This window comes from Nisaea sp., assembly GCF_039990255.1.
Classification (GTDB): domain Bacteria; phylum Pseudomonadota; class Alphaproteobacteria; order Thalassobaculales; family Thalassobaculaceae; genus Nisaea.
This window is the reverse complement of sequence record NZ_JBDXGG010000018.1, coordinates 263,090-276,635: the sequence shown is the minus strand read 5'-3', so window position 1 is coordinate 276,635 and position 13,546 is coordinate 263,090. Positions and strand designations below refer to the sequence as shown.

The 13,546-nt window shown below is 62.6% G+C and carries 11 protein-coding genes and 1 other RNA gene; all 12 read left to right on the top strand.

All coding sequences use genetic code 11. The annotated features are described in order from the left end of the window. The first annotated feature begins 95 nt into the window (after nucleotides 1-95). The 12 genes from rnpB to murC all read left to right on the top strand — a co-directional run bounded on the left by rnpB (nucleotide 96) and on the right by murC (nucleotide 13,544). Nucleotides 96-486: RNase P RNA component class A (gene rnpB / locus ABJ076_RS11510), an RNA gene on the top strand. Nucleotides 487-920: 434 nt separating this feature from the next. Further along, entirely contained in the window at nucleotides 921-1,382 is a 462-nt protein-coding gene (gene mraZ / locus ABJ076_RS11505; protein WP_348194348.1) for a division/cell wall cluster transcriptional repressor MraZ, read from the top strand. Continuing rightward, on the top strand, nucleotides 1,379-2,350 hold the full coding sequence (rsmH, locus tag ABJ076_RS11500; RefSeq protein ID WP_348194349.1) for a 16S rRNA (cytosine(1402)-N(4))-methyltransferase RsmH: 972 nt from the start codon (nucleotides 1,379-1,381) through the stop codon (nucleotides 2,348-2,350). The genes mraZ and rsmH overlap by 4 nt, the downstream gene beginning before the upstream one ends. Beyond that, complete coding sequence (locus ABJ076_RS11495) at nucleotides 2,347-2,721, top strand: hypothetical protein (RefSeq protein ID WP_348194351.1); 375 nt, start codon at nucleotides 2,347-2,349, stop codon at nucleotides 2,719-2,721. The genes rsmH and ABJ076_RS11495 overlap by 4 nt, the downstream gene beginning before the upstream one ends. Next, complete coding sequence (locus tag ABJ076_RS11490; RefSeq protein WP_348194353.1) at nucleotides 2,718-4,454, top strand: penicillin-binding protein 2; 1,737 nt, start codon at nucleotides 2,718-2,720, stop codon at nucleotides 4,452-4,454. Before ABJ076_RS11495 ends, ABJ076_RS11490 begins: the two co-directional genes overlap by 4 nt. Further along, complete coding sequence (locus tag ABJ076_RS11485) at nucleotides 4,441-5,934, top strand: UDP-N-acetylmuramoyl-L-alanyl-D-glutamate--2,6-diaminopimelate ligase (RefSeq protein WP_348194354.1); 1,494 nt, start codon at nucleotides 4,441-4,443, stop codon at nucleotides 5,932-5,934. The genes ABJ076_RS11490 and ABJ076_RS11485 overlap by 14 nt, the downstream gene beginning before the upstream one ends. Then, complete coding sequence (murF, locus tag ABJ076_RS11480; RefSeq protein ID WP_348202601.1) at nucleotides 5,931-7,367, top strand: UDP-N-acetylmuramoyl-tripeptide--D-alanyl-D-alanine ligase; 1,437 nt, start codon at nucleotides 5,931-5,933, stop codon at nucleotides 7,365-7,367. Before ABJ076_RS11485 ends, murF begins: the two co-directional genes overlap by 4 nt. A 10-nt stretch (nucleotides 7,368-7,377) precedes the next feature. Beyond that, nucleotides 7,378-8,466: a phospho-N-acetylmuramoyl-pentapeptide-transferase gene (gene mraY, locus ABJ076_RS11475; protein WP_348190852.1), complete on the top strand. Its 1,089-nt coding sequence runs from the start codon at nucleotides 7,378-7,380 to the stop codon at nucleotides 8,464-8,466. Between the two features lie 5 nt (nucleotides 8,467-8,471). Continuing rightward, nucleotides 8,472-9,848 carry a UDP-N-acetylmuramoyl-L-alanine--D-glutamate ligase gene (gene murD / locus ABJ076_RS11470; RefSeq protein ID WP_348190849.1) on the top strand — a complete coding sequence of 459 codons (1,377 nt, stop codon included), beginning with the start codon at nucleotides 8,472-8,474 and terminating at the stop codon, nucleotides 9,846-9,848. Then, entirely contained in the window at nucleotides 9,845-10,969 is a 1,125-nt protein-coding gene (locus ABJ076_RS11465) for a putative peptidoglycan glycosyltransferase FtsW (RefSeq protein WP_348190846.1), read from the top strand. Before murD ends, ABJ076_RS11465 begins: the two co-directional genes overlap by 4 nt. Further along, the gene (murG, locus tag ABJ076_RS11460) at nucleotides 10,966-12,102 is read left to right on the top strand and encodes an undecaprenyldiphospho-muramoylpentapeptide beta-N-acetylglucosaminyltransferase (RefSeq protein ID WP_348190843.1); all 1,137 of its coding nucleotides are present in this window, start codon (nucleotides 10,966-10,968) and stop codon (nucleotides 12,100-12,102) included. Before ABJ076_RS11465 ends, murG begins: the two co-directional genes overlap by 4 nt. Next, a complete protein-coding gene (murC, locus tag ABJ076_RS11455; protein WP_348190840.1) occupies nucleotides 12,099-13,544 on the top strand; it encodes a UDP-N-acetylmuramate--L-alanine ligase in 1,446 nt (481 codons plus the stop codon). Before murG ends, murC begins: the two co-directional genes overlap by 4 nt. Nucleotides 13,545-13,546 lie beyond the last annotated feature (2 nt).

Genomic DNA, 13,546 nt, shown 5'->3' with positions numbered 1-13,546 from the left:
GCCGCCCGGCGCGATCCTCAGGAATCGACACTATTTTCGCAACAGCGACGGCGCCGCTTGACCGCCCCCCTCCCCGGCTCTATCTCTGGCGCTGATCAGGCGGTTGGATGGCCGCTGGCGGCGCAAGCCGCTGGAGGAAAGTCCGGGCTCCACGGAGACACGGTGCCGGGTAACGCCCGGCGGGGGCGACCCTAGGGAAAGTGCCACAGAAAGCAAACCGCCCGTCCGCTTCGGCCGACGGGTAAGGGTGAAAGGGTGCGGTAAGAGCGCACCGCGCGGACGGCAACGGACGCGGCATGGTAAACCCCACCGGGAGCAAGACCAAATAGGGATGGCCGGTCGCGCCGCAAGGTGGCGACAGGTGTGTTTTCGCATCGTCATCCGGGTAGGTCGCGCGAGGCGGTCGGCAACGATCGCCCCAGAGGAATGGCCATACAGGCATCTTCGGATGCTGGACAGAACCCGGCTTATAGACCGCCTGATCCTTCCTAGCAGACCAGCGTTTCACTTTGCCCGACACCTCATCGTGTGTCTTCTCGTAAAGTACGCAAGTCAAAATTAACAAGAACAAATCACGAACATTAATGTTTTCCCGCTATTTCAAGTCATTTGAAGCATGCGCGTTAACCAAAGACCCACAGCTCATCCGCGAGTTCTGAAGCTTTGTTTTGAATTAGTTCGAAAACCTTAGCAAAAACGCCGGAACTGCGCGGTTTTCCCAGCTCATTCCCATTGCGCTCCACTTTCTCCCATGGTATCCCATGTAATCCCATTCGGGACCGCACCAGACCCATGCGCACTCCATTGCGACGGGGTCGGCGGGCCCGAAGGGGCGGACGCCCAACCAATGGAGGGTTCGGTGTCTTTCAGGTGGAACGGCAGTCCAGCGGGTGGGGTGTCGGTCGAGAACGGGGGAAGTCGTGGCAGTTTTTCTGTCCACATTTGCGAACAAGGTTGACCGGAAGGGGCGTGTGTCCGTTCCGGCATCGTTTCGCAGCGTTCTCGAGCGGCAGGCTTCCTCGGGCCTGATCCTCTACCCGTCCTTCAAACACCCCTGCATCGACGGCTGCGGTGACGAGCGCATTCAGGAAATGGTCGACTCCATCGACCGGCTCGATGCCTTCTCCGAAGAAGCAGAAGATCTTCAGACGATTCTGGCCGACGCGCGGCAGCTCACCATCGACGGCGATGGTCGGGTGATGATGCCGCAGGACCTGCTCGATTATGCGGGCATATCCGAAACCATCATGTTCGTTGGCCTCGGCAAGAGCTTCCAGCTCTGGCAGCCGGACGCCTACGAAGCGCACCGGACCGAAAAACGCCAGCGGGCCCGCGACCGAGGCATCACTCTGCCCATGGTCGGGCGCGGGAGAGACACTTGAGTGGAGTCGTCCATATCCCGGTCCTGCGCGATGAAGTCGTCGGCGCCCTGAACATTTCTGACGGCAAGACGTTTCTTGACGGCACCTTCGGCGCCGGTGGTTACACAACCGCGATCCTGGAGACAGCCGATTGCCGCGTGGTTGCAATCGACCGAGACCCTGACGCCATCAAGCGCGGCGCCGCGCTCAAGGAGCGTTTCGGCGACAGGCTGATGCTGCTTGAGGGCCGGTTCGGCGACATGGATACCCTGGTCCGCGAAGCCGGCATCGAGACGGTCGACGGGGTTGCCCTCGATATCGGTGTCTCCTCGCCGCAGATCGACGAAGCGGAACGCGGTTTCTCCTTCCGCGAGGACGGCCCGCTCGACATGCGGATGGAGCAATCCGGGCCGAGTGCGGCCGATGTCGTGAATAACGAGACCGAAGAGAATCTTGCAAACCTGATTTACCGACTTGGCGAAGAGCGGCTTTCCCGCCGTGTCGCCAAAGCCATCGTCCTGGCACGGACAGGCAGCGCCATCCTCCGGACGTCCCAGCTTGCTGAGATCGTCCGGGGGGTGGTGCCGCGCACCCGCGTCAAGGGCCGGGAAGGCATCGACCCCGCCACCCGGACTTTTCAGGCGCTGCGCATTCACGTGAATGACGAGTTGGGCGAGCTTGACCGCGGCCTCGAGGCCGCCGAGCGGTTGCTTCATCCCGGCGGGCGGCTTGCCGTTGTCTCCTTCCACAGTCTGGAAGACCGGCGGGTCAAAACCTTCATCCGGACCCGTGCCGGCAAGACCGCGCGGCCATCCCGTCACATCCCGGAAACCGGCCAGACCGGACCGGCACCTTCCTTCATCGAAATCACCCGCAAGCCGATCGGCCCCGGCGAAGACGAGGAGAAGCGCAATCCGCGCGCCCGTTCCGCACGTCTGCGCGTCGCCGAACGGACCGATGCTCCGGCCTGGGACCGGGAAGCGGCATGATGCGGCGCTCCATGACCCTCTGGCTGCTGCTCGCCACCTGCGCCGGAATCACGCTTTTCATCATCAAGCATGAAGTGCAGGAGCGGGAAGACCGTCTGAACACCCTGCACCGGGGCATCCTCGCGGATCAGGAAGCTATCCAGGTGTTGAACGCGGAATGGAGCTACCTCAACCGGCCGGACCGGCTGGAGCATCTCATCCGTGAATTCAGCGAACACCGCGTCGCCAATCATCTGCAGCTGACGTCAGTCGAATTGCTGCCGCAGTGGCTAAACGAGCCGGGCGACCAGCCAGACGTCAAGACAGATAGCAATGGCATCATTCTGCCGATGATCCGGCCGATCTCGATCAAAGCGGGAGCGCAGCGATGACCCATACACGGATCGAGATGACCGATATTCCGGCTCCGGAGAAAACCTTGAAGATCGAGGGCAGCGGCAAGCAGGCACTCGAGCAGGGTCGCACCCGCCTGCTGATCGCCGGTTCCGTCTTCGCCCTGGCATTTTCAGTGATCGCTGCGCGGGTGATCGATGTTTCCGTGTTCGAGCGGGCCGAAGAACCCCGGCTCGCCGAAGAACGCGGCACCCTGACCCACAAGACCGGGCGGGCGGACATCGTGGACCGCAACGGTATGTTGCTTGCAACCACGTTGAACGTGCCGTCGCTCTACGCCGATCCGAAATACATCATGAATCCGATGGAATCGGCAACGAAGCTCCGCACTGTTCTGCCTGAGCTGGAGCACGCCGATCTGGTCGCCAAATTCTCCGACAAAAAGCGTTTCACCTGGATCAAGCGCAGCCTGACGCCACGCCAGCAATACGCAGTCAACAAGCTCGGAATCCCTGGCCTGTATTTCCAGAACGAGTCGAAGCGAATCTACCCGCAAGGTCAACTGACCGCCCATATCGTCGGTCGCGCCGGTTTCGACGATGTCGGGCTTTCAGGTATCGAAAAGAGTTTCGATTCGATGCTGCGCGACGGCTCAGATCCGCTGCGTCTTTCTATCGACATCCGTATCCAGCACATCCTGCGTGAAGAGCTTCAGACCCAGATCGACGCCTTCGATGGCATCGGCGCCGCCGGTATCGTCATGGATGTCAACACCTCCGAGATCGTCGCCATGATCTCACTGCCCGATTTCGACCCGAACCGCCGGGACAGAATCTCCGACGACGCGGCTTTCAACCGGGCGACGCTCGGTGTTTACGAGATGGGCTCGACCTTCAAGATCTTTAACACCGCCATGGCGTTGGATTACGGCACCACCACGCTGCGCAACGGCTATGACGCCAGCAAGCCGATCCGGGTCGCCCGTTTCACCATCAATGACGACCATGCCAAGAACCGCTGGCTGTCAGTGCCTGAAATCTTCATGTACTCGTCGAATATCGGCTCGGTGAAGATGGCAATGGATGTCGGGAGCGAGCGGCAGAAAAGCTTCATGAAGAAGCTCGGCTTCCTCGACTCTTCGGCGATCGAACTGCCGGAGCGTGGCCGCCCGCTGGCCCCAAGCCCATGGCGTCCGATCAACACCATGACGATCTCCTTCGGACACGGCATCGCAGTCAGTCCGATCCAGCTGGCGAACGGCGTGGCCAGCATCGTCAATGGCGGTGTCCGCCACCCCGCGACGCTGCTTCGCAGAGATACAACGGAAATGCTGATCGGTGAGCGTGTGGTTTCCGAGAAAACCTCTCGCGCCATGCGCCGCCTGCTGCGGCTGGTGGTCGAGAAAGGCACAGGCCGGAACGCAAATGCCAAGGGCTATCTGGTCGGCGGCAAGACCGGCACTGCTGAGAAACCGGGACGCGGCGGTGGGTATCAGCGCAAGGCACTGCTCTCCTCATTCGTTGCCGCCTTCCCGGTCAACGACCCACAGTATGTCGTACTGGCCATGGTGGACGAGCCAAAGGGCAACAAGAGCTCCTATGGATACGCCACCGGCGGCTGGGTCGCCGCACCGGCAGTCAAACGTATCGTCGAGCGCGCAGCCCCATTCCTGAATGTGGCGCCCGTGGACGAAGAAGCGCCTGAAATTCGCCGCGCTTTGATGATCAAGATCCCTCAAACAAAGGGGAAAAAGGCACTTGCGTCTTTCTGAGCTGATAAATGGCGACCTGATCCGCCACAACCCACGCACCGCCGCTCTGCTGGCATCGGGCGCGCTGGAGTGTGACGTCTCGGGACTGACCGCCGACAGCCGCCAGGTCCAGCCCGGCTATCTCTTTGCCGCGCTGTCCGGCAGCACGCTCGATGGACGCAAGTTCATCGGCGATGCAGTGCGCCGCGGGGCCGTTGCTGTGCTTGCTGAAGATGGCATCGACGCTGGCGCAGACGACATCACCCTGATCGCCGACGACAATCCGCGCCGCCGTCTCGCGCTGATGGCAGCCCGATTCTATGGCAGGCAGCCGGAGACGGTCGCCGCCATCACCGGCACCAGCGGCAAAACCTCCACAGCCGAATTCACCCGCCGGATCTGGGCCGCCCTCGGCAAGAAAAGCGCCAGCCTCGGCACTCTCGGCATCACCACCGATGACAGCACGGACGGCCCCGGTCTGACCACGCCGGATCCGGTGCAGCTCCATGCCGCACTCGCAAACCTCGCGGATTGCGGCATCGACCATCTCGCCATGGAAGCCTCCAGCCACGGGCTCGACCAATTCCGCCTTGATGGCGTGAAGGTCGGCATTGCGGCCTTCCTCAATCTCAGCCATGAGCATCTCGACTATCACAATGACATGGCCGCCTACCTGAAGGCAAAAGCCGGTCTGTTCGAGCGGGTGCTGCAGGCAGACGGCACTGTCATCCTGAATGCGGATTCGCCGGAAAGCGCTAGTATCGCAGCAATTGCAACGAGGCGCGGCCTTAGAACAATCCGCTTCGGGACCGCCCCGGATGCCGATCTCAGGCTGATCCGACGGGAGCCGACCGCAACCGGCCAGCACCTGACCATCGCATTTGCCGACCAAGAGCGCACCGTCGGGCTACCGCTGATTGGCGCCTTTCAGGCCATAAACGCGCTGGCCGCCAGCGCTATCGTCATCGCCTCCGGTGTCGATGCCACAAAGGTTTTCGAGTGCCTGCCTGCCCTCGCCGGCGTGCGCGGACGGATGGAACTTGCTGTCCGGCACCCGAACGGCGCACCCATTTTTGTTGATTACGCCCACAAGGCCGAAGCACTTGAAACCGTGCTGACAGCGGTCCGCCCACACGTCTCCGGTGCCCTGCATGTAGCGTTCGGTTGCGGCGGTGACCGGGACAAAGGCAAGCGCCCGATTATGGGCCGGATCGCCGCCGACCTTGCCGATAACGTCTATGTGACAGACGACAATCCGCGGACGGAAGACCCGGCAAAGATCCGTGCCGAGATCATCGCCGCCTGCCCCGGCGCGACAGAAATCGGCGACCGGGCAGCGGCCATTTCGACTGCCATAAAGGCCCTGGAGCTCGGCGATGCCCTGATCATCGCCGGCAAGGGTCACGAAACCTATCAAATCGTTGGAACCGAAACCCGGCCCTTCGACGACAGAGACGCCGCGCGCGCCGTCGTATCAGCTCTCCTGGGGGAAGTTCGATGACCGCTTCGCTTTGGACGTCGGACGAGTTGGTCAAGGCGACGCGCGGCAACCTTCACGGGCCTGCCTTCGAGATTGCAGACCTGGTTATCGACAGCCGCAAGATCACAGCCGGCTGCCTGTTCGTCGCCCTTCCGGGCGAGCGGGTCGACGGCCATGATTTTGTTGGCGCCGCGCTTGAAGCCGGAGCTGCGGCGGCACTGGTCAGCCGTATCCCGGAGGGGCTCAGCAGCGCGGCATCGCTGCTCGCGGTCAACGACGTTCTCAGCGGTCTCACAGACATCGCCGTGGCGGCCCGGGCCCGGGCATCGGCCAAAATTTTGGCCGTGACAGGCAGCGTCGGCAAAACCGGCACCAAGGATTCCCTGGCAGCAGCACTTGCCACCTTCGGTTCAGTTCATGCCAGCGCCGGTAACCTGAACAATCATATCGGGGCGCCGCTCAGTCTTTCCCGGCTGCCGAAGGACGCGGATTACGCCGTCCTCGAGCTCGGCATGAACCATCTCGGCGAGATTTCCGATCTCACCCGGCTCGTCCGGCCCCATCTCGCCATCATCACCAATGTCGAGGAAACTCATATCGGGCATTTCCGCGATCTGGAACAGATTGCCGAGGCCAAGTCAGAGATCTTCGAGGGTCTGGAAAAAGGCCGGGGACTGGCCGTTCTTAACCGGGACAACGCGCATTTCTATTTCTGCGCGGACAAGGCAGAAGCAACTGGCGCCCGGATCGTCAGCTTCGGCCGTAGCGAGGATGCGAGTGTCCGGCTGATCGGCGCCGAATGCGGCCCAGACGGCTCCAGCATCGTCGTCCGGGCTGGCGGCAAGCAGCTGGTCTACCGGATCGACGGTATCGGCATGCACTGGGCCTTCAATTCGGTGGGTGTGCTGGCCTGCATCCATGCCCTCGGTCTGGATCTCAACGCAGCCGCAAAGGCCATTAGGGACGTAACGGCGAAGGCCGGACGCGGCCGCCAGGAAGAAATCGCCTATGGCGAGAACGGCCTGCTGCTGATCGACGAAAGCTACAATGCCAGCCCTGCGTCGATGACCGCCGCGCTCGAAGTGCTGTCAATGACCAAGCCCAAAGGTCAAGGCCGCCGGATCGCTGTGCTTGGCGACATGCTGGAGCTCGGCGAACGGTCCGAATTCCTGCATCTCGATCTGCTGGCGAAAGTAAGCGGCTCCGCCGATCTTGTCTTCACTGTCGGCCCGATGATGGACCGGCTGAGGCGCAATCTGCCGCCGACGCTGTTCGGCGGCCACGGCAACACCGCTAGCGAGATTGCCGAGCAGGTCGTCAGCCAGCTTTCCGAGGGCGATGTCGTTCTCGTGAAGGGCTCCCTCGGCATGGCAATGGCGCCAATCGTCGGCGCTATCCGCGATATCGCCAATTCAGATCAAATCACGCCGCCCAGCGCGGCCTACGGAGGCTAAGGGGCGCACCATGCTGTATAACCTGCTCGTCCCACTCGCCGACGATTATCAGATCTTCAACCTGTTCCGGTATCTCACCTTCCGGACCGGCGGCGCAATAATGACCGCCCTGCTCATTGGCTTTGTGCTCGGCCCCTGGCTGATCGACTGGCTACGCGCCAAACAGCGCGAAGGCCAACCGATCCGCGAGGACGGCCCGGAAAGCCATCTGCTGACGAAGAAAGGCACGCCGACCATGGGCGGTCTGCTGATTCTGATCGCTCTTTCGGTCTCCACCCTGCTCTGGGCTGATCTCAGCAACGGCTTTATCTGGGCTGTTCTGGTGGTTACCGGCGGCTTCGGGCTGCTCGGCTTCGCCGACGATTTCCTAAAGCTGACAAAGCGAAACACCAAAGGCCTTCCCGGCAAGGTCAAGCTGGTCGGGCAGATCCTAATTTCCGTGATCGCCGTGCTGATGATTCAAGACAGCATGCCGGCCAATCTGGCAAACGGCCTTGCCGTGCCATTCTTCAAGGATGTGCTGATCGATCTCGGCTGGTTCTTCGCGCCTTTCGCCATCTTCGTCATGGTCGGCGCGTCAAACTCCGTGAACCTTACAGACGGGCTCGACGGGCTCGCCATCGTGCCGGTAATGATCGCTTGCCTGTGCTTCGCACTGATTGCCTATCTGACGGGCAATGCGGTGTTTGCCAACTATCTGCAAATCAACCACGTCCCAGGCACCGGTGAGCTTGCCGTGTTCTGCGGCGCCCTGCTCGGCGCCGGGCTCGGCTTTCTCTGGTTCAATGCCCCACCGGCCATGGTGTTCATGGGCGACACCGGCTCGCTGTCCCTCGGCGGCGCACTCGGCACCATTTCCATCGTCACCAAGCACGAGCTGGTGCTCGCCATCATCGGCGGCCTGTTCGTACTGGAAACCGCCTCCGTGATTGTCCAGGTCGCGTCTTTCAAGCTGACCGGCAAGCGCGTCTTCCGCATGGCCCCGCTGCACCACCACTTCGAGAAGAAGGGGTGGGCGGAGCCGACCATCGTAATCCGGTTCTGGATCATCGCCGTCATCCTGGCGCTGATCGGCCTTTCCACCCTGAAGCTGAGGTAGGAGCGATGGTCGTCTGCCGCAGCAAATCCGGAAAAAACCTGTTTGTCATGGGGCTTGGCCTCAGCGGACTGGCCACGGTCGAGGCGCTTGTCGCTGGCGGCGCGATTGTCATTGCCTGGGACGACAGGGAAGACCGGCGCGCCGAAGCGGCACGTCTCGGCGCCCGGATCGAAAATCCGGAACAGACGAACTGGAAAAGCATCGACGCTCTCGTGCTCAGCCCCGGTATCCCGCACACCCACCCGGCGCCGCATCCGGCCGCCGTGCACGCCAAGGCGGCGGGCGTTGCCATCATCGGCGATGTCGAGCTGCTGCTGGCGGAATGCCCCGACGCGAAAATCGTCGCCATCACCGGCACGAACGGAAAGTCCACCTCGACGGCGCTGATCGGCCATATCTTTGCCACTGCTGGAAAGCAGGCGGAAGTCGGCGGCAATCTGGGCACACCGGTTCTTTCATTTGCGTCGCTCGGTGCGGATGGCACCTATATTCTGGAGCTCAGCTCCTACCAACTTGAGCTGACGCCGTCGCTGGCGCCGGATATCGCCATTCTGCTCAACATCTCGCCGGACCATCTCGACCGGCATGGCGGGCTGGCCGGATACATCGCGGCAAAACAGCGGATCTTCGCCAACCAAGCAGCGGGCGCCACCGCGATCGTCGGTATAGACGATACCGATTCCGCCGCTATTGCGGACACGCTTGAGCGGGTCATCCGGATTTCTGGCGCGGACAACGCGCACGCCGATATCCATTCGTCCGGCACGCTGCTGATCGCAGGAGGCGAGACGTTGCATGACCTTTCGGCCGCACACACGCTTCCCGGCTCCCATAACCACCAGAATGCCGCCGCCGCCTTTGCCGCGGGCCGCGCAGCCGGTATCGGCGGAGATGTCATCGCGCAGGCCATCAACAGCTTCCCCGGCCTTGCCCACCGCCAAGAGCTGGTCACCGAATGCAGCGGTGTTCGCTATGTGAATGACAGCAAGGCGACCAATGCCGATGCGACAGAACGCGCGCTCGGCTGCTACGCGCCGATCTACTGGGTCGCCGGCGGCCTGGCCAAGGAAGGTGGTATCGCGCCGCTGAAACCCTATTTTCCGCGTATCCGTCATGCCTTTCTGATCGGAGAGGCCGCAGCCAAATTCGGCGAGACTCTGGGTGACGCCGTTCCGCACACATCCTGCGGAACCCTCGACAAGGCTGTCGCAGCCGCGCACGCACTGGCCAAGACGGAACATCTGGACGGTGCAACTTTGCTGCTGTCGCCCGCCGCCGCCTCTTTCGATCAGTTCGACAGTTTCGAGCAGCGTGGGGATAGGTTCCGTGACCAGGTACTGCAGCTGACCTCCGGCACATCCTGCGGGGAGGCGCGGCCATGAGCTCGATCGCCCGCACCGATACAAGTATCCTTGGCCGCTGGTGGTGGACCGTGGATCGCTGGACCTCCGGCGCGCTGCTGCTGATCATCCTGTTCGGCGCCCTGATGATCTTTGCCGCCAGCCCATCGGTAGCGGAACGCATCGGGCTCGACAGCTATCATTTCGTCCGCCGCCAGCTCATGCTGCTGCCAGTCGCCGCCGCCATTCTCTTCGTCTGCTCGCTGATGACGCCATTGCAGGTTCGCCGGATCGCTTTCGTCGGCTTTATCGGCTGTCTCGGCTTCATGGTCCTGACCCTGATGTTCGGCGCAGAAATCAAGGGCGCCCGGCGCTGGCTTTCCATCGGCGGCTTCTCGCTGCAGACCTCCGAGTTTCTGAAACCCTGCTTCGCAATCGTCGCCGCCTGGATGTTTTCGGAGTGGCGCAAGGATATCGGTTTCCCAGGACACTGGATCGCCGTCGCACTTTATGGCCTCGTGGTGGGTCTTCTCCTGATGCAGCCAGATCTCGGGCAGACCGTGGTGATCTCACTCGTCTGGTTCGGGCAGTTCTTCCTGGCCGGTCTACCAATGATACTGGTCGGTGGTGTAATGTTGTGCGGCGTCGGTGGACTGATTGCCGCCTATTTCCTGTTCCCGCATGTGAACGACCGGATCAACCGCTTCCTCGATCCCGCCGCTGGCGACAGCTATCAGGTCGATCGCTCGCTCGAAGCCTTCCGCAACGGCGGTCTGCTCGGAACCGGTCCCGGCGAAGGTCAGGTGAAAGCCTATCTGCCAGACGCCCACGCCGATTTCGTCTTCTCCGTCACCGGAGAGGAATTCGGCGCCATCGTCTGCATCCTGCTGATCTCCCTGTTCGCCTTCGTGGTGTTGCGCGGCTTCGCCCGGCTGTTCGCCGAACAGAGCCTGTTCGTGCTGCTGGCCGGTGCCGGTCTGCTCGCCCAGTTCGGCTTGCAAGCATTGATCCACATGGCCTCCGCCCTGCAGCTCATGCCTGCGAAAGGCATGACCCTGCCCTTCATCAGCTATGGCGGTTCCTCCCTCCTGGCGCTGGCGCTCGGTATGGGCCTGATGCTCGCTTTGACCCGCAGCCGCGCGGGCCGGATGGAGGCGCTATGACCGGCAAGACCGTCATCCTCGCCGCCGGTGGCACCGGCGGGCACATCTTCCCGGCACTCTCTCTTGGCGACGCCCTGCAGCGCCGTGGCGTCTCCGTTGCACTCGTCACCGATGACCGGGGCGGCCGTTTCGAGGGCGAGAACCCTGATATCGCCGTCCGCCGCATCCGCGCCGCCAGCCCGAGCAAGGGCGGCATGGCTGGAAAGGCGAAAGCGATTCTCGAGCTTGGCTTTGGCGCCGTGCAATCGGCGCTGCATCTGAAAAGCCTGAACGCCGCCATCGCGGTCGGCTTCGGCGGCTATCCCTCGGTGCCGACCGTGCGGGCCGCCGCCTTCCTTGGCCTGCCCGTGGTGCTGCATGAACAGAATGCGGTGCTTGGCCGGGCCAATCGATTCCTCGCTCCGCACGCCCAGAAGATCGCCACCTCCTTCCGCGAGATGACCAATCTATCCAAAGGCGAAATGGCGAAATGTTATTTCACCGGCAACCCGGTTCGCCCCACCGTCCTGGCCATGCGTGGTGAGAAGGCGAATACCGGCGACGGCCATCTCAATTTGTTGGTTTTCGGCGGCAGTCAGGGCGCAACCGTATTCTCGACAGTCGTTCCGGAAGCCATTGCAGGACTGCCGGTGGATCTGCTGCCACGCCTGCGCATCACCCAACAGAGCCGGGCCGAAGATGCCGAGCGGGTCAAGGCGCGCTACAGCACCCTCGGTGTTGCCGCCGACGTCCGGCCATTCTTCGACGATTTGCCGGACCGCATGGCATCGGCCGACCTTGTGATCGCCCGATCCGGAGCTTCCACCATCGCGGAACTGACCGCAATCGGACGTCCTTCTATCCTGGTGCCCTATCCGAGCGCAGCCGACGATCACCAGACCGCCAATGCCGAAGCCTGCCAGGCGACCGGCGCGGCCTGGATGATGCCGGAGCCGGATGAGTTCATCGCCGAGAAACTGGCGGGCTCCCTGCTTGGCCTGCTGAAAGCACCCGACCGGTTGCATCGCGCCGCGGACGCCGCGCGAGCAACCGGAACGCCCGATGCGGCAGACCGTCTTGCCGATCTCATCATTGCCACCGCGCCAGCCCTCTCGGCCACGGCGGCATCCGTCCAGCAAGGAAGTGCCGCATGAGAGAGATGCCGCTCAACATTGGCACCATCCACTTCACCGGTATCGGCGGCATCGGCATGTCTGGTATTGCCGAGGTGCTGCACAATCTCGGCTATTCGGTACAGGGCAGCGACCTGTCCGAGAACCCGAATGTCAGCCGCCTGAAGAAGCTCGGCATCACGGTGTTCGTCGGCCAGCAGGCATCGAATATCGACGATGCCTCGATCCTCGTAATCTCCACCGCCATCAAGCCGGACAATCCGGAGCTTCTAGCCGCCCGCGAACGCATGCTGCCGGTCGTCCACCGCTCCGAGATGCTGGGCGAGCTGATGCGGCTGAAATGGTCCATCGCCTGCGCCGGCACCCACGGCAAGACCACGACCACCTCCCTGGTCGCCGCTATGTTGGACGGCGCCGGGATGGACCCGACCGTGATCAATGGCGGCATCATCAATGCCTATGGCACCAACGCCCGGCTCGGCTCCGGCGACTGGATGGTTGTCGAGGCGGATGAGAGCGACGGCAGCTTCAACCGGCTGCCGGCGACCATCGCCGTGGTCACCAACATCGATCCCGAGCATCTCGATTTCCATGGCGATTTCGACAAGCTGCAGGAAGCCTTCCGAGCTTTCGTCGCAAACATTCCGTTCTACGGCTTCGCCACTATGTGTATCGACCACCCGACGGTGCAGAAGCTGATCCCGCGGGTCTCCGACCGCCGTATCATCACCTACGGATTTTCGCCACAGGCCGATATCCGCGCCAGCAACCTGGAGATCACCAGCTCCGGCGCGAAATTCGACGTCATCATCGCCGACCGAGCGCATGACAGCGAGCGGGTTCTGCAAGGCATCGCCCTGCCGATGTACGGCCAGCACAATGTCTCCAACGCGCTCGCCGCCATTTCCATCGCCCTTGAGATGGACATGAGCGACGAGCAGATCCGCAAGTCTCTTGCGGGTTTCAGCGGCGTCAAGCGGCGCTTCACCAAGACCGGTGAGACCAATGGCATTTCCGTGATCGACGATTACGGCCACCACCCGGTCGAGATCAGTGCCGTGCTCTCCGCCGCCCGCTCCGCCTGCCCGGACGGCCGGGTCTATGCTGTCGTGCAGCCACATCGCTATTCACGCTTGCAGGATCTGTTCGAGGATTTCTGCGCCTGCTTCAACGATGCGGACGGGGTGATCGTCGCGGACGTCTATGCTGCCGGTGAAGAGCCGATCGAAGGCGCCGACCGGGACAGTCTGGTCACCGGTCTGCGCGCCCGCGGCCATCGCCATGTCTACCCGCTGCAAGCACCTGAGGAACTGGCCGGAAGGATCGCCGAACTGGCCGAACCCGGCGACCTGGTGGTCTGCCTCGGCGCTGGAAACATTACCAACTGGGCGCAAGCACTGCCTGGCCAGCTCGCACACGTCATCGGCGGTAGCCCCGACGCTGCCGGGAAGGACGGGAAATGATC

What these genes read in the sequence shown, in the direction of transcription:
- ABJ076_RS11495 (WP_348194351.1), top strand. Translation starts at nt 2,347, where the DNA reads ATGATGCGGCGCTCCATGACCCTCTGGCTGCTGCTCGCCACCTGCGCC.
- ABJ076_RS11490 (WP_348194353.1), top strand. Translation starts at nt 2,718, where the DNA reads ATGACCCATACACGGATCGAGATGACCGATATTCCGGCTCCGGAGAAA.
- murF (WP_348202601.1), top strand. Translation starts at nt 5,931, where the DNA reads ATGACCGCTTCGCTTTGGACGTCGGACGAGTTGGTCAAGGCGACGCGC.
- mraY (WP_348190852.1), top strand. Translation starts at nt 7,378, where the DNA reads ATGCTGTATAACCTGCTCGTCCCACTCGCCGACGATTATCAGATCTTC.
- murD (WP_348190849.1), top strand. Translation starts at nt 8,472, where the DNA reads ATGGTCGTCTGCCGCAGCAAATCCGGAAAAAACCTGTTTGTCATGGGG.
- ABJ076_RS11465 (WP_348190846.1), top strand. Translation starts at nt 9,845, where the DNA reads ATGAGCTCGATCGCCCGCACCGATACAAGTATCCTTGGCCGCTGGTGG.
- murG (WP_348190843.1), top strand. Translation starts at nt 10,966, where the DNA reads ATGACCGGCAAGACCGTCATCCTCGCCGCCGGTGGCACCGGCGGGCAC.
- murC (WP_348190840.1), top strand. Translation starts at nt 12,099, where the DNA reads ATGAGAGAGATGCCGCTCAACATTGGCACCATCCACTTCACCGGTATC.